At 71.9% G+C, this 21,219-nt stretch carries 15 protein-coding genes; 10 read left to right on the top strand and 5 right to left on the bottom strand.

Going from position 1 to position 21,219, the window contains the following annotated elements; translation table 11 throughout:
• Positions 1–4 precede the first annotated feature (4 nt).
• Positions 5–508, bottom strand: coding sequence for a hypothetical protein (locus AB0A74_RS25605; protein ID WP_358253203.1), 504 nt, complete (start codon positions 506–508; stop codon positions 5–7).
• Positions 509–997: 489 nt separating this feature from the next.
• Here AB0A74_RS25605 and AB0A74_RS25600 point away from each other — a divergent pair, with 489 nt between their 5' ends.
• Positions 998–1,564, top strand: coding sequence for a helix-turn-helix domain-containing protein (locus tag AB0A74_RS25600; protein ID WP_358253201.1), 567 nt, complete (start codon positions 998–1,000; stop codon positions 1,562–1,564).
• A gap of 117 nt (positions 1,565–1,681) precedes the next feature.
• On the opposite strand, the gene AB0A74_RS25595 is transcribed toward AB0A74_RS25600, so the two are convergent.
• The 3 genes from AB0A74_RS25595 to AB0A74_RS25585 all read right to left on the bottom strand — a co-directional run bounded on the left by AB0A74_RS25595 (position 1,682) and on the right by AB0A74_RS25585 (position 5,047).
• Positions 1,682–2,305, bottom strand: coding sequence for a DUF2238 domain-containing protein (locus AB0A74_RS25595; RefSeq protein WP_358253199.1), 624 nt, complete (start codon positions 2,303–2,305; stop codon positions 1,682–1,684).
• A gap of 10 nt (positions 2,306–2,315) precedes the next feature.
• Positions 2,316–4,610, bottom strand: coding sequence for an FdhF/YdeP family oxidoreductase (locus tag AB0A74_RS25590; RefSeq protein WP_358253198.1), 2,295 nt, complete (start codon positions 4,608–4,610; stop codon positions 2,316–2,318).
• 296 nt (positions 4,611–4,906) lie between these two features.
• A complete protein-coding gene (locus AB0A74_RS25585; RefSeq protein WP_358253196.1) occupies positions 4,907–5,047 on the bottom strand; it encodes a hypothetical protein in 141 nt (46 codons plus the stop codon).
• A gap of 102 nt (positions 5,048–5,149) precedes the next feature.
• Here AB0A74_RS25585 and AB0A74_RS25580 point away from each other — a divergent pair, with 102 nt between their 5' ends.
• The 8 genes from AB0A74_RS25580 to AB0A74_RS25545 all read left to right on the top strand — a co-directional run bounded on the left by AB0A74_RS25580 (position 5,150) and on the right by AB0A74_RS25545 (position 19,939).
• Positions 5,150–7,780, top strand: a complete 2,631-nt coding sequence (locus tag AB0A74_RS25580) for a valine--tRNA ligase (RefSeq protein WP_358253194.1) — start codon at positions 5,150–5,152, stop codon at positions 7,778–7,780.
• Positions 7,777–9,135: a folylpolyglutamate synthase/dihydrofolate synthase family protein gene (locus AB0A74_RS25575; protein WP_358253192.1), complete on the top strand. Its 1,359-nt coding sequence runs from the start codon at positions 7,777–7,779 to the stop codon at positions 9,133–9,135. Before AB0A74_RS25580 ends, AB0A74_RS25575 begins: the two co-directional genes overlap by 4 nt.
• Positions 9,132–9,515: a DUF4233 domain-containing protein gene (locus tag AB0A74_RS25570; protein WP_358253190.1), complete on the top strand. Its 384-nt coding sequence runs from the start codon at positions 9,132–9,134 to the stop codon at positions 9,513–9,515. Before AB0A74_RS25575 ends, AB0A74_RS25570 begins: the two co-directional genes overlap by 4 nt.
• Positions 9,512–10,351, top strand: coding sequence for a hypothetical protein (locus AB0A74_RS25565; RefSeq protein ID WP_358253188.1), 840 nt, complete (start codon positions 9,512–9,514; stop codon positions 10,349–10,351). The genes AB0A74_RS25570 and AB0A74_RS25565 overlap by 4 nt, the downstream gene beginning before the upstream one ends.
• Before the next feature lie 67 nt (positions 10,352–10,418).
• Entirely contained in the window at positions 10,419–11,942 is a 1,524-nt protein-coding gene (locus tag AB0A74_RS25560) for an alkaline phosphatase D family protein (RefSeq protein WP_358253187.1), read from the top strand.
• A 252-nt stretch (positions 11,943–12,194) separates the two neighbouring features.
• A complete protein-coding gene (gene pulA, locus AB0A74_RS25555) occupies positions 12,195–17,711 on the top strand; it encodes a pullulanase-type alpha-1,6-glucosidase (RefSeq protein ID WP_358253185.1) in 5,517 nt (1,838 codons plus the stop codon).
• 100 nt (positions 17,712–17,811) lie between these two features.
• On the top strand, positions 17,812–18,990 hold the full coding sequence (locus AB0A74_RS25550; protein ID WP_358253184.1) for an FAD-dependent oxidoreductase: 1,179 nt from the start codon (positions 17,812–17,814) through the stop codon (positions 18,988–18,990).
• 10 nt (positions 18,991–19,000) lie between these two features.
• Complete coding sequence (locus AB0A74_RS25545; RefSeq protein WP_358253182.1) at positions 19,001–19,939, top strand: sigma-70 family RNA polymerase sigma factor; 939 nt, start codon at positions 19,001–19,003, stop codon at positions 19,937–19,939.
• A gap of 1 nt (position 19,940) precedes the next feature.
• Here AB0A74_RS25545 and AB0A74_RS25540 read toward each other — a convergent pair whose 3' ends face one another.
• On the bottom strand, positions 19,941–20,588 hold the full coding sequence (locus AB0A74_RS25540; RefSeq protein WP_358253180.1) for a hypothetical protein: 648 nt from the start codon (positions 20,586–20,588) through the stop codon (positions 19,941–19,943).
• Between the two features lie 71 nt (positions 20,589–20,659).
• Here AB0A74_RS25540 and ndk point away from each other — a divergent pair, with 71 nt between their 5' ends.
• Positions 20,660–21,070 carry a nucleoside-diphosphate kinase gene (gene ndk / locus AB0A74_RS25535; RefSeq protein ID WP_343936003.1) on the top strand — a complete coding sequence of 137 codons (411 nt, stop codon included), beginning with the start codon at positions 20,660–20,662 and terminating at the stop codon, positions 21,068–21,070.
• The last annotated feature ends 149 nt before the right edge of the window (positions 21,071–21,219 follow it).

Below are 21,219 nucleotides of genomic sequence, written 5' to 3'. Positions count from 1 at the left end.
GGCGCTAGAGGCGTCCGAAGAGTTCGGTGACCAGCTTCTTCTCCTGCTCGAAGTTGGCGGCGGAGGTCACCAGGATCTCGGTGTCACCCTTGCGCGCCACCAGCGTGTTCTGCACGACCTCGCCCGCGCCGAGCGTGCTGGTGTAGGCCTCGTCGAAGAACCCGCCGAGGTCGGTCACCCGTTGCCCGCTGTCGGTGAAGCCCTTCTTGCCCTGCGCGAAGGCGTCGGCGTCGGTCTCGGTCTGGAACCGGACCATCGTGTTGACGCCGCCGCCTTCGTACTGGCAGACGACGACGTTCTGGTTCACGGTCTGCTTGGGGTGCGCGAGGTTCAACTGGAGCGCGGCCCCGACCACCTCCTCCGGGGCCTTGGCGCAGTCGAGGTCACCGACGGCCTGCGTCCGGGTCGCGGTGGGCGCGCTCGTGGTCGTCACCGCGGGGGTGGGCGCGGGCGCGGCGGTGCACCCGACGAGACCGAACAGGCCGATGGCCACCAAAGCCTTCTTCACACCCGACCCTTCGCCCAAACGGCCGCCCCCGTTACCGCCGGGCACGTCGGAGACCACGAAGACGAGTGCACGGTCGCTTCCGGATGGGCGCCGCGTCCCGGCGGCCGGTCCTGTGCGGGGGGCAGTGACACCAGTGAACGCTTGAGGGCCGCGACTGGCGGCCCATGGCCCGAAGGAGGGGCGATGCCCCACATCCACGGCTTGACGGTGGCCTACGAGCTGGCCGGCTGTCCGAGGTCCCGGACTCCCGTCCGGGCTCACGCCTACGACCCGGATCCGCATGTGTCCCGGACCGTGTGCGGTGTCGTGGCTTGGTATGCGGTCAAGGCGGACCGGAGGTGGAGCGAGCCGCAGCCGGTCGAAAGGTGCATCGCGTGCACGGCGCTGACCCGACCCGCTCGCCACCCGGTGTCCGGCTGACTCTATGTAGCAAGGAGTGTTTAGCAACAACTCTTGATAAACACTCCTTGCTACACCTACCCTGGCACCGTGGCCGACGACCTCATCAGGGACCCGAAAGCGCTCCGGGCACTCGCTCACCCGTTCCGGTGGAAGCTGATCATGCTTCTGGGTACCGACGGGCCGCGGACGGCGACGCAGTGCGCCGAGGCGACGGGGGAGAGCGTCGCCAGTTGCTCGTACCACCTGAACACGCTGGCCAAGTACGGGTTCGTGGCCGAGGTGCCCGGCGTGAAGGGCAAGCAGAAGCCGTGGCAGCTCGTCCAGCAGATGCAGCGCTGGTCGGGCGAGGGCGTGGACGAGGAGACCGCGTTGGCCGGGGAGGCGGCGGGTGAGGCGTTCCTGGAGCACGCGTTCGCCGAGATCCGCGACGCCAACCGCCGCAAGTCGCTGGAGCCCGCCGAGTGGCGCGAAGCGCTGACGCTCAACGGCCGGCTGGAGTTCCTGACGGCCGAGGAGTTGCAGGAGATCACCGCCGAGGTGCTCGCGATCATCGGCCGCTACAGCGACCGCAACGACGACAAGTCCGCCCGGCCCGAAGGTGCCCGGCCGGTGCGCTTCCTGCTCTCCACCACGGTGTCACCGCAACGCGATTAGGGGGATCAACCATGCACGACTTACTTTCCGTGGCACACCAGCGCATGTGCGAAGACCAGGCCGCGGCCCACCGCCACCGACTGACCCGCCGCCGACTGCACCTGCTCTCCGGCAGCCTCAAGCTGGACTGGGCCCTGGCCCGCGACGACCGCCACCTGAGCGCGTCAGCAACCTTCTCGTGGCGACGACGCCCAGCGTGACCAGCGCGCCGGCCGTCGCCAGCGCCATGTCCTTGTGCGCGTCCCACATGTCGCCCTGTTGGCCGTTGTACGCCTCGGCGAGGTCGGGTGCGAGGACCAGCGCGATGCCCCACTCGAACAGCTCGTAGACCGCGCTGGTGGACACCACCACCTCGACCGTCCGCAGCCACCCCCACCGCCGCGCCAGCACACCCGCCAGGCACACGCCGTAGAAGAAGTGCACGAGCCGGTCGAAGTGGTTGCGCCGCCACGAGAACACCTCGGACAGCCGGAAGCCGAACAGGGCGTCGGTCCACTGGTCGTACGGCACCGCGGAGTACAGCCAGCGGGCGGCGATGGTGTGCAGGGACAGGAACAGCAGCACCAGCAGCCAGTCCCCGAGCGACAACGGCCACCGCCGCTGCGCCACCAGCAACCCGACCAACGCCACCACGGTCAACGACGTGTGCAACGCCTGCTCGCCGGGCCACCGCGGCTCCCACCACGAAGCCGCCACGACCAGCAGAAACCCGACCAGCGCCCACCAGTGCCCCCGGCTCACCCGCCGAACGCTACAACTTCTCCAACCGCACCACGATCGACTTGGACGTCGGCGTCCCCGACTTCTCCGCGGTCGAGTCCAACGGCACCAACGGGTTCGCTTCGGGGAAGTACGCCGCCGCGCACCCCTTGGCCGTCGGGTAGGCCACCACCCGGAACCGCTCGGCACGCCGCTCGAAGACGCCCGTGGGGTCCTCCGGCCACTCGCTGACCAGGTCCACGAAGTCCCCGTCGGCCAGCGCCAGCTCGTCCAGGTCGGCGGGGCTGACGAACACCACCCGGCGCCCGTCCTTGACCCCTCGGTAGCGGTCGTCCAGGCCGTAGATGGTGGTGTTGTACTGGTCGTGGCTGCGCATGGTCTGCAGCAGCAACCGCCCGGCCGGCACCCGCAGCACCGTCAGCTCGCTGGCCGTGAAGTGCGCCTTCCCGCTCCGGGTCCCGGTGAACTCGCGGGCGTCGCGGGGCGCGTGGGGCAGCACGAACCCGTCCGGCTGCCGCACCCGCGCGTTGTAGTCCGCGCACCCCGGCACCACGCGGGCGATCCGGTCCCGGATCAGGTCGTAGTCCTTCTCGAACTCCTCCCACGGCACCGGGTGCTCCGCGCCCAGCACCGCCCGCGCCAACCGGCACACGATCGACACCTCGGACAGCAGGGACTCCGACGCCGGCTCCAGCCGCCCGCGCGACCGGTGCACCACCGACATCGAGTCCTCGACCGTCACGAACTGCTCGCCGGTGTGCTGGAGGTCGCTCTCCGTGCGCCCCAACGTCGGCAGGATCAACGCCTCCCGCCCGTGCACGACGTGCGACCGGTTCAGCTTGGTGGACACGTGGACCGTCAGGTCGCACGACCGCATCGCGCGCTCGGTCACCTCCGTGTCCGGCGTGGCCGCGACGAAGTTGCCGCCCACCGCGAAGAACACCTTGGCCCGGCCGTCGCGCATGGCGCGGATCGAGTCGACCGTGTCGAACCCGTGCTCGCGCGGCACCGGCACGCCGAACTCCGCCTCCAGCGCGGCCAGGAACTTCTCCGGCATCTTCTCCCAGATGCCCATCGTCCGGTCGCCCTGGACGTTCGAGTGGCCGCGCACCGGGCACAGCCCCGCGCCGGGCTTGCCGATCATCCCGCGCAGCAGGGCGACGTTGGCGATCTCCTTGATCGTCGCCACGGCGTGCTTGTGCTGGGTCAACCCCATGGCCCAGCAGAAGATCGTGCGCTGCGAGTCGGCCAGCACCCGCGCCAGCAGCTCGACCTGCGCGCGCGGCAACCCGGTGGCCAGGTCCACGGCGTCCCAGTCCAGCTCCCGCACGTGCGCCGCGTACTCGGCGAACCCGTCGGTGAAGCCCTCCACGAACTCGCGGTCCACCGCGTCCCAGTTCAGCAGCAGGTTGCCCACCGCCTGGAACAGCGCCTGGTCGCCGCCCAGCCGGATCTGGAGGAACTCGTCGGCCAACCGGGTCCCCGCGCCGACCACCCCGCGCACGTTCTGCGGGTTCTTGAACCGCAGCAGCCCGGCCTCGGGCAGCGGGTTGACCGCGACGACCTTCGCGCCCGCCTTCTTGGCGTCCTCCAGCGCGGACAGCATCCGCGGGTGGTTGGTGCCCGGGTTCTGGCCCACCACCACGATCAGGTCGGCGCGGGCGAAGTCGTCGATGCTCACCGAGCCCTTGCCGATGCCCGTGGTCTCCGCCAGCGCCGCGCCGGAGGACTCGTGGCACATGTTCGAGCAGTCCGGCAGGTTGTTGGTGCCGAAGGACCGCACGAACAGCTGGTAGAGGAACGCGGCCTCGTTGCTGGTGCGCCCGGAGGTGTAGAAGACGGCTTCGTCCGGATCGGCCAGCCCGTTGAGCCGGGAGGCGACCAGCGCGAACGCGTCGGCCCACGAGATCGGCTCGTAGTGGGTGCCGCCCGCGCGCAACACGACGGGTTCGGTCAGCCGCCCCTGCTGCCCCAGCCAGAAGTCGGTCTTCCCGGCCAGCTCCGCCACCGGGTGCGCGGCGAAGAACTCCGGCCCGACCCGCCGCCGCGTGGCCTCCTCGGCCACCGCCTTGGCCCCGTTCTCGCAGAACTCGGCGAGCTTGCGGTGCCCCTGCGGCTCGGGCCAGGCGCACCCCGGGCAGTCGAACCCCTCGCGCTGGTTGAGCAGCCGCAGCGTGGTGACCGTCCGCCCGAGGCCCATCTGCTCGACGCCGCGCTTGAGCGACACGGCGACGCCGGGCAGCCCCGCGGCCCAGGTCTTGGGCCCGGTGACCTCGATGCGGGACTCGTCGACGTCGTGCTGGGGAGGCTTGCTCATGCGGGCCATTGTGCGCCCACCGGGGGCCGGGACGCGCGTGGCCGGCGCGAGCGCTGGCGCGCCCCGCGCGAGCGCACCAGCGCCTACCGCGACCGACCGGCGCGGCCGGGCGACGCGGGACCGCTGTCACGGGCCCCAAGGGGTTGAGAACGGCCCGTGAATCCGGCGTCGTCCCCGGCGGCGACCGGTTGATCAACGTCAATTGTGAGCGGCGCCACAGGCGTCGGCATCGGCCGAACGGGTGACCCCCGGGGCCCGCGGCCGTCGCTGGTCGGCCGGCGGTCCAGCCGCGCCGCGACGACGGCCTACCGGACCCGCGCGTAGGCGTCGGCGACCTGCTCGACCGGGAACGGGCCGACCGGCCGCGCCTCCGGGGCGACGATCCCGGCCGCGCCGTCGGCCCGGCCCGCCGCCGGCGTCCCCTCGAACGGCCGTTCGGGGCTCACCGACGCGACCGGGGCCCGGACCGCCGCACCTCACCCGCCCGGTCCGGGCGGTAGCAGGTATCTGGTTAGAAGTCGATACCCGCGCCTCCGTAGACTTCGCTCGTGACTGAAACGCCCACCACCCCGCAGCGACCCGAACTCCCGCCGGCCTGGAACCCGGCCGAGGTAGAGGCCGGCCTGTACGAGCGGTGGGTCGAGCGCGGTTACTTCACGGCCGACGCGACCAGCGACAAGCCGCCGTTCACCATCGTGCTGCCGCCGCCCAACGTCAACGGCAGCCTGCACATGGGCCACGCCCTCAACCACAGCGTCATGGACGCCCTCACCCGCCGCCGCCGCATGCAGGGCTTCGAGGTCCTGTGGCTGCCCGGCACCGACCACGCGGGCATCGCGACCCAGACCGCGGTCGAGCGCGCCCTGGCCGGCGAGGGCCTGTCCCGGCACGACCTGGGCCGCGAGAAGTTCGTGGAGCGGGTCTGGCAGTGGCGCGAGGAGGTCGGCGGGAAGATCCTCGGCCAGATGCGCCGCCTCGGCGACGGCGTCGACTGGGACCGCGTCCGCTTCACCATGGACGAGGGCCTGTCCCGGGCCGTCCAGACGATCTTCAAGAAGTTGTTCGACGACGGCCTGATCTACCGCGCCGAGCGCATCATCAACTGGTGCCCGCGCTGCCAGACCGCGTTGTCCGACATCGAGGTGGACCACTCCGACGACGACGGCGAGCTGGTCTCGATCCGCTACGGCGAGGGCGCGAACTCGATCGTCGTCGCCACCACCCGCGCCGAGACCATGCTGGGCGACACGGCGGTGGCCGTGCACCCGGAGGACGAGCGCTACCGGCACCTGATCGGCACCGAGGTCGAGGTCCCGCTGACCGGCCGGTACGTGCCGATCGTGGCCGACGAGCACGTGGACCCGAAGTTCGGCACCGGCGCGGTCAAGGTCACCCCGGCGCACGACCCGAACGACTTCGAGATCGGCCAGCGCCACGACCTGCCCGCGCTGACGATCATGGACGGCCGGGGCAACATCACCGCGCACGGCCCGTTCGAGGGCCTGGACCGGTTCGAGGCGCGGCCCGCCGTGGTCGCCGCGCTGCGCGAGCAGGGCCGGATCGTCGCCGAGAAGCGCCCGTACACGCACGCCGTGGGCCACTGCTCGCGCTGCGACACGGTCATCGAGCCGCGCCTGTCCATGCAGTGGTGGGTCAAGGTCGAGCCGCTGGCCCGCGAGGCCGCGGCGGCGGTGCGCGACGGCCGCACCACGATCCACCCGCCGGAGCTGGCCAAGCGCTACTTCGACTGGGTGGACAACCTCAACGACTGGTGCATCTCGCGCCAGCTGTGGTGGGGCCACCGCATCCCGGTCTGGTACGGCCCCGACGACAAGGTCATGTGCGTCGGGCCGGACGACGAGCCGCCGGGCGAGGGCTGGGTCCAGGACGAGGACGTGCTGGACACGTGGTTCTCCTCGGGCCTGTGGCCGTTCTCCACGCTGGGCTGGCCGACGCCGACCAGCGACCTGGCGAAGTTCTACCCGACCAGCGTGCTGTCCACCGGCTACGACATCCTGTTCTTCTGGGTCGTCCGGATGATGATGTTCGGCCTGTACGCGATGGACGGCAAGCAGCCGTTCGACCACGTCTTCCTGCACGGCCTGATCCGCGACCAGTACGGCAAGAAGATGTCGAAGTCGCGCGGCAACGGCATCGACCCGCTGGACTGGATGGACGCCTACGGCGCCGACGCCACCCGGTTCACGCTGCTGCGCGGCGCGAACCCCGGCTCGGACCTGGCGATCGCCGAGGAGTGGGCGGCCGGGTCGCGCAACTTCACCACGAAGCTGTGGAACGCCACCCGGTTCGCGCTGGGCAACGGGGCCAACGTCGAGGCGCCGCTGCCCGCGCGCGACGCGCTGACCGACGCCGACCGCTGGGTGCTCGACCTGCTCGACCAGCTCGTGTCCGATGTGGACGGCCAGTTCGAGCAGTTCCAGTTCGGCAAGCTGGCCGAGGCGCTCTACCACTTCACGTGGGACGAGTTCTGCGACTGGTACCTGGAGCTGGCCAAGGTCCAGCTCGCCGAGGGCGGCGAGCGCGCCGAGTCCACCCGACTGGTGCTGGGCCACGTGCTCGACGTGCTGCTGCGCCTGCTGCACCCGTTGACGCCGTTCATCACCGAGACCCTGTGGACCACGCTCACCGGTGGCGAGTCGCTCGTCGTCGCCGAGTGGCCCAAGGCGACCGGCGGCGAGCGGGACGAGGTCGCGGCGCAGCGCGTCGAGGGCCTGAAGAAGCTGGTCACCGAGATCCGCCGGTTCCGCTCCGACCAGGGCCTCAAGCCCGCGCAGAAGGTCGCCGGCAAGGTGCGCGGCGCGTGCTGCGTGGACCTGGTCGACCAGGTGCCGGCGGTGCGGTCGCTGACCCGCATGACCGAGCCGGACGAGCGGTTCCAGGTGTCGGTCTCACTGGACGTCGGCCTGCCCAAGGGCACGGTCAAGGTCGAGCTGGACCTGTCCGGCGCGATCGACGTGGCCGCCGAGCGCAAGCGCCTGGCCAAGGACCTCGCGGTGGCGGAGAAGGAGCGGGCCCAGTGCGAGGGCAAGCTCGACAACCCCGCGTTCACCGACAAGGCCCCCGCCGAGGTCGTCGAGAAGATCAAGGGTCGGTTGGCCGCGGCCAACGCCGAGATCGAGCGCATCCACGCCCGCCTCGAAACGCTGCCGCAGTCGTGACCGCCGCCGACCCGTTGGAGGAGCTGCGCCAGGTCGAGGCGGAGCTCAACCAGCGCTGGCCCGAGACCAAGCTCGACCCGAGCGTGGACCGGATCAAGGCGCTGGCGGAGATCCTCGGCGACCCGCAGACGTCCTACCCGGTGATCCACATCGGCGGCACGAACGGCAAGACGTCCACCTCCCGCATGGTCGACGCGCTGCTGACCCGCGTCGGCCTGCGCACCGGCCGGTACACCAGCCCGCACCTGCAGCTGGTGACCGAGCGGATCAACGTGGACAACGCGCCGATCAGCCCCGAGCGCTACGTCGAGGTCTACCGGGACGTCGAGCCCTACATCGGGATCGTGGACAGCCGGTCCGAGGTGCCGATGAGCAAGTTCGAGGTGCTCACCGGCATGGCGTTCGCGGCCTTCGCGGACGCCCCCGTGGACGCGGCGGTCGTCGAGGTCGGCATGGGCGGCCGGTGGGACGCCACGAACATCGCCGACGGCAAGATCGCCGTGCTGTGCCCGGTCGGGCTGGACCACACCGACTACCTGGGCGACTCGCTGGAGGGCATCGCCGAGGAGAAGGCCGGGATCATCAAGCCCGGCGCGGTGGCGCTGCTGGCCGAGCAGGACCCGGCCGTCGAGCGGGTGTTCCTGCGGCGGGTGGCCGAGGTGGACGCGACCGTGGCCCGGCAGGGCTCGGAGTTCGGCGTCCTCCAGCGCGACATCGCGGTGGGCGGGCAGATGCTGCGCCTGCAGGGCCTGGGCGGCGTCTACGACGAGGTCTTCCTGCCGCTGCACGGCGCCCACCAGGCGGCGAACGCGGCTCTCGCCCTGGCGGCGGTGGAGGCGTTCTTCGGCGCCGGCGCGGACCGGCAGCTCGACATCGAGGCCGTGCGCGAGGCGTTCGCCACGGTGGCCTCGCCCGGCCGGTTGGAGCGGGTGCGCTCGGCCCCGACCGTGCTCGTGGACGCCGCCCACAACCCGCACGGCGCGAAGGCGCTGGCTCGCGCGTTGGACGAGGAGTTCGGGTTCCGCAAGCTGGTCGCGGTCGTGGGCGTGATGGACGACAAGGACGCCGTGGGCATCCTGAGCGAGCTGGAACCGGTCGTGAACGAGGTCGTGCTGACCGCCAACTCCTCGCCGCGCGCGATGGACCCGGACCTGCTGGCCGGCGTGGCGATCCCGATCTTCGGCGAGGACCGCATGGTCGTGCAGCCGCACCTGGTCGACGCGATCGAGGAGGCCGTGCGGCTGGCCGAGGAGGACGACGACGGCGGCGTGGTGTCCGGTGGCGGCGTGGTCGTGACCGGGTCGGTGGTCACCGCCGGCGAGGCGCGCGCCCTGTTCGGGAAGGCTCCGGCATGACCACTCCGCCGGCTCCCAAGAAGGACCCGATGAAGTCGTTCCGGGGCATCATGGCCGGGACGCTCGTCCTGGAGGCCATCGTCGTCGCCCTGGCGCTGCCGGTGGTGGCCAAGCTCGGCGGCGGCGTCGGCACCGGGACCGGGTACCTGGTGCTCGGGTTGATCGTCGCGTTCGTCGTGACCTGCGGGTTGTTGAAGCGGCCGTGGGCGGTGTGGATCATCGCCGCGCTGCACGCGGTGATGATCGCTTCGCTGTTCCTGATGACCGCGTTGGGCGTGATCGGCATCCTGTTCACCCTGGTGTGGGCGTACCTGCTGTGGTTGCGGCGGGACGTGGCCAAGCGGATGGCCGAGGGGCGGCTGCCCAGCCAACAGCCGTGACCGCGCCCGGGGACGACACCGTCGGGGCGTTGGCCGACCGGGTCAACGCCCTGGTGGCGGCGCGGCGGGTGCCCTGCCTGCCGGCGTTGCCCGCCGACGTCCGGTCGCAGGTCGTCGTGACCGCCGACCGCATGGGGGTGGACGAGTTCTTCGCCGTCGCCGTGCGGGTGGGGGCGACGCTGCTGTACCGGGACGTCGAGGTGGTGACGCCGGGGCACCTGGCCGGCGGGCCGTGGAGCGTGCTCGACGGCGGCGTGGGCGAGGAGCTGGCGGACGAGCCCGAGCGGTACGCCGGGCGGGTGATGTCGGTCCGGGTCGGGTTCGCCCACCAGGGCGTGGTGCACACGTGGGTCGCGGTCGCGCCGTGGCGGGAGGCGTTGCGGCGGGCGGCGGAGGAACTGGCCCGGATCGCCCTGTGGCCCGACGAGCGCGTCGCGGAGCTGGCCGAGCGGTTGGCGCGGGACCCGGAGCTGCGGCTGCTGGCTCCCGGGTACAGCGTCTCGGCGGTGGAGCGCAAGCTGGCCGATCACGCCGAGGTGGGGCCGTTGTTGGCTTCCGCGCGGGACCGGGCCGGTGCGGCGAAGGCGGTCGCGCTGGCGTGGGAGCGGGTGGAGGCGGCTCGCGCGGCGGTGGAGGACCGGATGCGGGAGCGGTTGGGCGAGTTCGCCGAAGGGCTGGCGTTCGACCCCGAGTTCATCGCCCACGACCTGGTGGGGGACCGGCGCAAGGACGCCGAGCGGTTCCTGTTCGACGCGAGCGGCGGGTACCTGCTGTCCCGGACGATCATCGCCGAGCTGGAGTCGCGGGCCCGCAAGATGCGGCCGAAAGCCACCTGACCGGCTGTTCCGGGGGTGTCCGGGTCGTGTTCACCCCGCATTCGCCTCCGCCGGTTAGAAACCCGCCATGAGCGAAGGTGGAGTGAACCGGCGGACGCTGCTGCGCGCCGGGGCGATCGGTGCGGCGGGTGTGTTCGTGCCCGGGGTGGCGCTGGCGCACAGCGGCCGGCCGGTGTTGACGCACGGCGTCCAGTCCGGGGACGTGACGTTCGACGGCGGGCTGGTGTGGACGCGGGCCGACCGGCCTTCGCGGATGGTGGTGGAGGTGTCCCGGGACGCCGACTTCCGGCACGTGCGGACCGTGCGCGGCCCGCTGCTGACCCCGGAGACCGGCGGCACGGGCAAGGTCCGGCTGCGCGGCCTGCCGCCGGGCCGCGAGGTGCACTACCGGGTGATCGCCGAGGACCTGGACGGGCGGGCGCGCAGCGAGGCCGTCGTCGGCGCGTTCCGGACGGCTCCGCTGGGCGACGACGGGGTCCGGTTCGTGTGGTCGGGCGACGTGGCCGGGCAGGGCTGGGGCAGCAACCCCGACCTCGGCGGCATGCCGATCTTCGCGGCGATGGCCGCCCGCCGGCCCGACTTCTTCATCAACAGCGGCGACACCGTGTACGCGGACAACCCGCTCAAGGAGTCCGTGACGCTGCCGGACGGCCGGATCTGGCGCAACGTCGTCACCCCGGAGAAGCTCAAGGTCGCGGAGACCCTGGACGAGTACCGCGGCCAGTTCGCCTACAACCTGCTCGACCCGAAGTACCGCGAGTTCGCCGCCCGGGTGCCCATGTTCGTGCAGTGGGACGACCACGAGGTGGTCAACAACTGGTACCCGGGCGAGATCCTGACCCTCCCGCAGTACACCGAGAAGCGCGTCGACGTGCTGGCCGCCCGCGCGTTCCGGGCGTTCCACGAGTGGCAGCCGATCGACCCGCGCCAGGCCGTGGACGGGCGGGTCTACCGGAAGTTCTCCTTCGGCCGGCACGTGGACGTCTTCGTCCTCGACATGCGCTCGTATAAGGACCCCAACACCTCGCCCAAGACCGGCGCGGGGCACGTGCTGGGCGAGCAGCAGGCCCGGTGGCTCGTGCGGGAGCTGGACCGGTCCCGCGCCACCTGGAAGGTCATCGCCGCCGACCTGCCGATCGGCCTGACCGTGCCGGACGGCGTGGACATCGAGGGCGTCGCCAACGGGCTGCCTGGTGCGCCCGGCGGCCGTGAGCACGAGTTGGCGTGGGTGCTGCGCGAGCTGAAGAAGCGCCGCGTGCGCAACACCGTGTGGCTCACGGCGGACGTCCACTACACCGCCGCGCACCACTACTCGCCCGAGCGCGCGGCCGTCGGCGACTTCGACCCGTTCTGGGAGTTCGTGTCCGGGCCGGCGCACGCGGGCGCGTTCGGGCCGAACGCGCTGGACCCCACGTTCGGGCCCGAAGCGGTGTTCGTCAACGCGCCGCCTTCGGCCAACACGACCCCGCTCGACGGCTTCCAGCACTTCGGCGAGGTCGAGGTGGACCGGGACGGCGAGCTGACCGTGTTCCTGCGCGACATCAAGGGCGTTTCGCTCTGGTCGAAGACACTGGAACCCGAGCGCCGGTAAGTTCTTGCAAGAGTTTGCGGTGTCTGGCCCCTTGTAAGACCAAGATTGTCGTGGTTTTGTGAGCCCTCGCCCGGTCCTGTCGCCGGGCGAGGGCTGCAATTTCTTGCGACAAGGAGGTCGCGTCGGGTGTTCGCCCCTGAGGTCACGGCAACCGGGCTTGCCCGATTCGTCGTGACCTCAGGGGCGAACACCCGACTCCCGGGCGACCTCCGCGAGCCGCCGAAGGCGGCTCCGAACAGAAGGAGGTCGCCCATGCGCCGCCGCTTGGGCTTGGTCGCCCTGCTGATAGGCGGGCTGCTCACGCCCACCGTCACGGCCACCGCCGCACCCGCCGAACGCCTCGCCGTCGGCTCCGTGGACGACATCGCGCCCGGCGCCCGGGACGGCGACGGGAGGTTGGCCCGCGACGCGGTCCGCGATGACCTGTCGGGCGAGCGGTTCTACTTCGTCATGCCCGACCGGTTCGCCAACGGCGACCCGCGCAACGACCGCGGCGGCACGAGCGACCCCGACCGCCTCAAGACCGGGTTCGACCCGGCCGACAAGGGCTTCTACCACGGCGGCGACCTCAAGGGCCTGCGGGACAAGCTCGACTACCTCGACGGCATGGGCGTCACCGCCATCTGGCTGACGCCGATGTTCCAGAACCGCTGGGTGCAGGGCGAGGGCGCGGACGCCTCCGCCGGCTACCACGGCTACTGGACCACCGACTTCACCAAGCTCGACCCGCACTTCGGCACCACCAACGACATGCGCCGCCTGATCCGCGACGCGCACGGCCGCGGCATGAAGGTGTTCTTCGACATCGTCGCCAACCACACCGCGGACCTGATCGACCACGCCGAGGGCAAGTACGACTACGTCTCCACCGGCGCGGTGCCCTACCTGGACCCCGAGGGCCGGCCGGTCGACATCGCCGAGATCGCCGGGCAGAAGGACTTCCCGAAGCTCACCGCCCCCTACACGCCGGTGGTGCGCGGCAGGAAGACCCCGGACTGGCTCAACGACCCGTCGCTGTACCACAACCGCGGCAACTCGACGTTCAGCGGCGAGTCCAACGAGTACGGCGACTTCGCGGGCCTGGACGACCTGATGACCGAGCACCCCAAGGTCGTCGCGGGCATGAAGCGGATCTTCACCAACTGGATCGACGTGCTGGGCATCGACGGCTACCGCGTGGACACCGTCAAGCACGTCAACATGGAGTTCTGGCAGGCCCTCGCGCCGCACGTGCGGCGGTACGCGCAGTCGCGCGGCAAGGAGGACTTCTTCGTGTTCGGCGAGGTGTTCGACGCCAACCCGGCGTTCACCTCCCGCTACTCCACGACCGGCCGGATGCAGGCGGTGCTGGACTTCCCGTTCCAGAGCGGGGCGGCGTCGTTCCTGTCCGGGCGCGGCGCCCAGCGCCTCGGCGAGGTGCTGGTGGACGACGACCGGTACACCGACGCCGACTCCAACGCGTCCTCGCTGCCGACGTTCCTGGGCAACCACGACATGGGCCGCATCGGCTGGATGATCCGGCAGAACCGGTCGGGCATCGGCGAGTCGGAGCTGCTGGACCGGCTGGAACTGGGCAACGCGCTGATGTACCTGTGGCGCGGCAACCCGGTCGTCTACTACGGCGACGAGCAGGGCTTCGCGGGCGCCGGCGGGGACAAGCTGGCGCGCCAGGACATGTTCGCCTCCAAGACGCCCGAGTACGCGACCGAGGACCTGGTGGGCAGCGACCGGACCGGCGCGGTGGACAACTTCGCCACCGACCACCCGCTGTACCGGCAGTTGCGGGACCTGGCCGCGTTCGTGGACAGCGACCCGGTGTGGCGCACGGGCAACCAGACGCTGCGGTACGCCTCCGGTGACGTGATCGCGTTCAGCCGGGTCGGCGCGGCGCAGGTCGAGCACCTGGTGGTGGCCAACGCGGGCACCACCGCGACGACCGTGGACGTGCCGGTCGGCAGCGCCGCGCTCGCGCCGCTGTGGCCGTCCTCCGGCGCCGCGACCACGGCCGTGGACGGCAAGGTCCGGGTCACCGTGCCCGCCCTGTCCGCGGTGGTGCTGAAGGGTTCCGGCAAGCTGGCCGCCCGCACCCCGACGCCGACGCTGGTGGTCCCGACCGCCGGCACCGTGCTGGACGACCGGGTGGAGCTGCGGGCCGACGGCGTGACCTCCGCGTTCGCGCAGGCCACGTTCGCCGCCCGGGTGGAGGGGCAGGACTGGACCGTCCTGGGCACCGACGACGCCGCCCCGTACCGGGTGTTCGCGGACCTGGCGGCGCTGCCCGGCGCGGCCGTGGGCAAGAAGGTCGAGGTCCGGGTGGTGGCCAAGGACAACGCCGGCGCGCTGGGCGCGGACGGCGCGGTCCTGACCCTGGCCGCCGCGCCGCCGGTGCAGCCGCCGGGCGTGGTCGCGTCGGACTGGCTGGTCGTGCACTACAACCGCCCGGCGGGCGACTACGACGGCTGGGGCCTGCACGTGTGGGGCGATGTCGTGGACGCGCCGACCTGGCAGCAGCCGCTGCCGTTCGCGGGCGAGACCCCGTACGGCCGGTTCGCGTGGGTGAAGCTCAAGCCGGGCGCGAAGAACGTCGGCTTCATCGCCCACCGGGGCGACGAGAAGGACACCGACGCGGACCGGTTCGTGGACCCGAGCGTGTCGCCGCAGGTGTGGTTGCGCCAGGGTCAGGCGGCCGTGCACGGAACCGAGGTCGCGGCCACCGGTGAGGCGGTCGTGCACTACAGCGGCGACACCGCGGGTCTCGTGGCGCGGGCCGGCGCGACGGAGGTCCCGTTCAGCGGGGGAGTGGCGCGCATCCCGGCGACCGGTCCCGTGGACTTCTCGTTGGTGCGCAACGGGACCGTCGAGGCGTCCGGGCGCAACACCGGGCACGCCTGGGCGAAGGCCGGCGACCCGAAGGTCTACGCGACGCGGGCCGCGCTGGAGAACCGGGCGGTGATCCACTACCACCGGCCGGCGGGCGACTACGCGGACTGGACGCTGTACCACTGGACGGGGTCGCTGGAGCCGAGCCCGGGGTGGAACCAGTCGCGCGTGCCGGACGGCTCGGACGGGTTCGGCGTGTACTGGTCGGTGCCGCTCGCGCCGGGCGCGGCGGGGCTGAGCAACATCATCCACCGCGGCGACACCAAGGACCCCGGCCCGGACCAGTTCCTCGACGTGTCCGGCACCGGCCACGAGGTGTGGTTCGTGTCGGGTTCGGTGCGGCCGGACGGGCAGGCGTCCTACGTGCTGCCGCCCTCGGGCGGTCCGGGCGTGGACGACGACCTGACCAAGGCCAAGGCGATCTGGGTGTCCCGCGACCTGGTCGTGTGGGACGTGCCGGTCGTGGCGTCCGACGGCTACCGGCTGGAGTACGGCGGCAAGGTGCTGCGGCTCGCGCCCTCGGCCGAGGCGGTCCCGGCGGGGTTCCCGCACCTGCGCGGCAAGCCGGTGTTCAAGGTGCTCGACGGTGCCCGGGTGGACGAGGCGTTGCGGGACAGGCTGTCCGCGGTGCACGTCGATTCCGGCGGTGGCCTGCGGCACCGGACCGGCGTGCAGATCGCGGGCGTGCTGGACGACCGGTACGCGGGCGCGGCGGCGAAGCTGGCCTACGGGCCGGTGTTCGACGGCGGCAAGGTGTCCGTGCGGCTGTGGGCGCCCACGGCGTCCTCGGTGAAGCTGCGGCTGTTCGACCAGCCGACCGGTGAGCCGACCCGGGTGCTGGACCTGCGGCGCGACGACGCGTCGGGCTCGTGGTCGGGCAGCGGGCGGTGGAAGGACCGGTACTACCAGTTCGAGGTGACCGTGGCCGGTAAGTCCGTGGTCGTCACGGACCCGTACTCGGTGGCGCTCGCGGTCGGCTCGACGCACTCGCAGTTCGCGGACCTGTCCGACCCGCGCACCATGCCCGAGGGCTGGCGGCAGGACGTGGCCCGCGGGCTGGACGACCCGACCGAGCACGGCATCACCGAGCTGCACGTCCGGGACTTCTCCATCAACGACCAGTCGGTGCCGGAGGCCGAGCGCGGCACGTACAAGGCGTTCACCCACCGCGACTCGATCGGGATGACGCACCTGCGGCAGCTCGCCGAGGCCGGGCTGGACACCGTGCACCTGCTGCCGACGTTCGACATCGCGACCATCCCCGAGAAGCGCTCCGACCGGCGGGAGCCGGCGTGCGACCTGGCCGCCCTGCCCGCCGACTCGGCCGCGCAACAGGAGTGCGTGGCGGCGACGGCCGCGAAGGACGGCTTCAACTGGGGCTACGACCCGTTCCACTACGACGTGCCCGAGGGGTCCTACGCCACCGACGACGCCCAGTCCGGCTGGGCGCGGTCCAAGCAGTACCGCGAGATGGTGAAGTCGTTGCACGACAACGGCAACCGGGTCGTCGTGGACGTGGTCTACAACCACACCGCGGCCTCCGGCGACGCGCCGACGTCCGTGCTGGACAAGGTCGTGCCGGGCTACTACCACCGGCTCAACGCCGACGGCACCGTGGCGAACTCGACGTGCTGCGCGAACACCGCGTCCGAGAACGCCATGATGGGCAAGCTGGTCGTGGACTCGGTGGTGCGCTGGGCGCGGCTCTACAAGGTGGACGGCTTCCGGTTCGACCTGATGGGCCACCACCCCAAGGCGAACATCCTGGCGGTGCGGGCGGCGCTCGACGCGTTGACCGTGGAGAAGGACGGCGTGGACGGGCGCAAGATCCGCGTCTACGGCGAGGGCTGGGACTTCGGCGAGGTCGCCGGGAACGCCCGGTTCGAGCAGGCCACGCAGGCCAACCTGGCGGGGACGGGCATCGGCACGTTCAGCGACCGGTTGCGCGACGCGGTGCGCGGCGGCGGCCCGTTCGACGCCGACCCGCGCGTGCAGGGTCTCGCGTCGGGCTTGGCGGGCGACCTCAACGGCGCCCCGGTCAACGGTGACGTGGCGGCGCGGCTGGCCGGCTACAGCGACCTGGTGAAGCTGGGCATGGCCGGGAACATGGCGTCCTACCGGTTCGAGTCCACGTCCGGCGGCGTGGTCAGCGGGCGGGACGTGTCCTACAACGGCTCGCCGGCCGGGTACACGGGCGCGCCCGCCGACGTCATCACGTACGTGGACGCGCACGACAACGAGACGCTGTTCGACTCGCAGACCTACAAGCTGCCGGTGACGACGTCGATGGCGGACCGGGTGCGGATGCAGAAGGTGGCGCTGGCCCCGGTGCTGCTCGGCCAGGGACAGCCGTTCCTGCACGCGGGCGCGGAGTTCCTGCGCTCGAAGTCGTTGGACCGCAACAGCTACGACTCGGGCGACTGGTTCAACCGGTACGACCCGTCGTTGCGGGACAACGGGTTCGGCCGGGGCCTGCCGCCGGCGGCGGACAACCGCGACAAGTGGCCGTTCGCCGCGCCGCTGTTGGCCAACGGGGCCCTGAAGCCCTCGACCGGCGACATGCGGCAGGGCGTGGACAACACCCTGGAGCTGCTGCGCATCCGCCGCTCCTCGCCGCTGTTCACGCTCAACGACGCGGCGCTGGTGCAGCAGAAGCTGTCGTTCCCGGCGGCCGAGCCGGGCCTGGTCGTGGCGTTGCTGGACGACACGGTCGGCCCCGACGTGGACCCGGCGTTGAACGGCGTGCTGGTGGTGGTCAACCCGTTCCCGACGGCCAAAGCCGTGTCGGTGCCGGGGACCTGGGCCAACCACCCGTTGAGCAGTGACAAGGCCACGTTCGACGGTGGCCTGTCGGTGCCGCCGCGGTCCGTGGTGGTGCTGACCCGGTGACCGGCCGGGCTGGACCGTGACCCACGTCACGGTCCAGCCCTGTCAGGGATCGCGGAGCTGTCCCGTTCAAGGTGCGGTCGAACGAGACAGGAGCACGGACATGCCGCACCGCATCACCGTCCTCGGCGCCGGGTACGCAGGGGCCTACGCCGCCGGACAGCTCGCCCGCCGCCTGCACCCCGACGACGTCGAGATCACCGTCGTCAACGCCGAACCCGACTTCGTGGAACGCCTGCGCCTGCACCAGCTCGCCGCCGGCCACGACCTGCGCCGCCGCGACCTGGCGGAGGTGTTCGCGGGCACCGGCGTCCGCCTGCGGATCGCCCGGGTCACCGGGATCGACGTCGAGCGCCGCGTGGTCACCGTGACCGACGACGACGGCGTGGACCGGCTCGACCACGACACCCTGCTCTACGCGCTCGGCAGCACCGCCGCCGACCACGGCGTTCCGGGCGTGGCCGAGCACGCCTTCCACGTCGCCGCCCGACCGGCGGCGCTGCGCCTGCGCCGGCGGCTGGACGAGCTGGGCGGGAGCGGGTCGGTGCTGGTCGTCGGCGGCAACCTGACCGCGATCGAGGCCGCCACCGAGATCGCCGAAGCCCGGCCCGGACTGGCCGTCACCCTCGCCACCAGCGGCGAACTGGGTGGCTGGCTGGGCCCGAAGGCGCGCCGCCACCTGTTGGCGGCCTTCGACCGGCTCGGCATCACCGTCCACGAGCACACGGCCATCGACCGGGTGGAGGAGACGCGGGCGTTCGCCGGCGACGCCGCCTTCGCGGCCGACGCCACGGTCTGGGCGGCGGGCTTCGCCGTGCACCCCCTGGCCGCCGAGAGCGGTCTCGCGGTCACCGAAGAGGGCCGGATCAAAGTGGACCGCATGATGCGGTCGGTGTCGCACCCGCACGTCTACGCGGCCGGTGACAGCGTGCACGCCATCGGCGAGAACGGCCGGCCGCTGCCGATGTCCTGCGCGTCGGCCGGGCCCACGGCGTCGCAGGCGGTGGCCGCGATCGTCGGCGCCCTGACCGGCCGCAGGATCGCCATGAGCAAGATGACCTACGTCGGCAACCACATCAGCCTCGGCCGCGACGACGCGATCTTCCAGTTGGTCGACGACCAGGCGCGGTCGAAGCCCGGCGCCCTGTGCGGTCGGACGGCCGCGCGGGTCAAGGCGGCCGTCCTCCGCGGCGCCGCGCTCGGCGTGAGCCACCCGACCTTCGGGATGCCGGTCCGCCGGCACCGGGTGGCCGCCCGGTCCGCCGGGGTGGTGCCCGCTTAACGTGGCGCTCGTGGACACCGCGACCTTGGCGCGTTTCGAGGCCGGCCGGGATCGGCTGGCCTCGCTCGCGTACCGCCTGCTCGGGTCGGCCGCCGACGCCGAGGACGTGGTGCAGGACGCGTTCCTGCGGTGGCAGGCAGCCGACCGGGAGCGCATCGAGGTGCCCGAGGCGTGGCTGACCAAGGTGGTCACCAACCTGGCCCTGGACCGCCTGCGGTCGGCGCGGGCGCGGCACGAGCGCGCGGTCGGCGCCTGGATGCCCGAACCGCTGCTGGACGGCGACCCGATGCTGGGCCCGGCGGACACGGTCGAGCAGCGCGAGTCGGTGACCCTGGCGGTCCTGACCCTCGTGGAACGCCTGTCACCGGTGGAGCGGGCGGTGTACGTGCTGCGCGAGGCGTTCTCCTACCCGCACGCGGAGATCGCCGAGATCCTGGACATCAGCGAGTCGGCGAGCCAACAACACGCCCACCGGGCGCGCCGCCACCTGACCGCCGGCCGCACCGTCGGGCAGGTCGACCGGACCGCCGCCCGCCGCATCGCGAAGGCCTTCCTGGACGCCGCCTCCTCCGGTCACACCGAACGCCTGGTGGCCCTGCTGACCACCGACGCGACCGCGGTGTCCGACGGGCTCCTGGGCCGGAGCCCGCACCTGGTCCACTTGAGCCGCCCGGACCGGATCGCCGCCGTGATCCGTGCGGCCCTGAAGCCGACCCCGGCGAAGCACAAGCTGGTCGGCGGCCACCTCGACATCCACGCGGCCGTGGTCAACGGCAGCCCGGCCCTGGTCTTCACCCTGGCGGACGGGGTGGTCGGCGTGGCCGTCCTGGACGTGCGCGACGACAAGGTCGCCACCATCCACGGCATGGCCTCCCCGACCCGCCTGGCCCGCCTGGCGGAGCGGTGGCGGCGGCACCCGCACGACGCCCCGCTGATCGAGTCCTGGTGACTCAGTGGTCGGCCAACTCCACCCGCGACCGCACCTCGTCGTCCCGGAGGATCCGGAACTCCCGATCCCCGGCGAGCAGCACCTTCAGGAACCCCGGGCTGGTCTCCACCACATAGGCCTCGATCACGCCCCCACCTGTCTCGATCCGCTCCCGGGGCACCCACGGCGTAGCCACCACCGCCGCCACCACCAACGCGACCACCCCGACTATCCACCCGATCCGCCGCAACACGAACCGCTCAGGCCCCCGCTCAACGCCCCGCCGCCGCACAGCGAACACGCCGAGCCCCACCGCCGCCACGACGGCCGCGACGGGCACCCACCAGTGGTGGTAGGTCAACACGTGCGCCAGCAGGAACGCGACGAGCACGGTGACCAACAAGGGCGCGCTCTTGGACCGCGTAGCCGCCGCGTAGAAGACGCTCAACGGCACCATCAGCACCAGCAACACACTGCTGATCCGCTGGTCGGCCATGAACGTGCCGAGGAACAACCCGGGCGCGTCCTCCAGGTCGAGCGTGTGCAGCAACGCGAAGGTGGTGTGCCAGTCGTAATGGGACACCGCCAACAACCGAAGCAGGACGAACAACACGGCCGCGCCGGTCAGGGTGGTGCCGAGGTGGGAGTCCTCGCCGTTCCGGGTGCTCACGGCGGGCACTATGACAGCTCCGGCTACCCTTCACCCAACGGAAGAACTCGTACGAAGGAGTACCGACGGCCGTGAGCGAGCGCACCCTGGTCCTGGTCAAGCCCGACGGCGTGAGCCGGGGCCTGGTCGGCGAGGTCATCTCCCGCATCGAGCGCAAGGGCCTCGGCCTGGCCGCCCTCGAACTGCGCACCGTGGACCGCGCGACCGCCGAGCAGCACTACGCCGAGCACGACGGCAAGCCGTTCTTCAACGACCTGGTGGAGTTCATCACCGGCGGCCCGCTGGTGGCCATGGTGGTCGAGGGCACCCGGGCGATCGCGGCGTTCCGGCAGCTCGCCGGCGGCACCGACCCGGTGGAGAAGGCGACCCCGGGCACGATCCGCGGCGACTTCGGCCTGGAGGTCCAGTTCAACCTGGTCCACGGCTCCGACTCGCCGGAGTCCGCCGAGCGCGAGATCAAGCTCTGGTTCCCGAACCTGTAGAGCCGACCACGACGGCCCGGTCCCCGCGCGGGGGACCGGGCCGTCGGCGTTCTCAGTGGCTGTTTGTGAACTACCTCTGTGGGGCGAGTCGGCGGGTGGTGGTGCGGATCATGGCCCAGCGGACCATGGCCTCGTGGTGGCGTGGGAGG

The sequence above is a fragment of the Saccharothrix sp. NPDC042600 genome, from assembly GCF_040647305.1.
In the GTDB taxonomy this organism is placed as follows: Bacteria; Actinomycetota; Actinomycetes; order Mycobacteriales; family Pseudonocardiaceae; genus Actinosynnema; species Actinosynnema mutabilis.
Note: the sequence above shows the minus strand (reverse complement) of the source record. Positions and strands in the feature narration are given on the sequence as shown.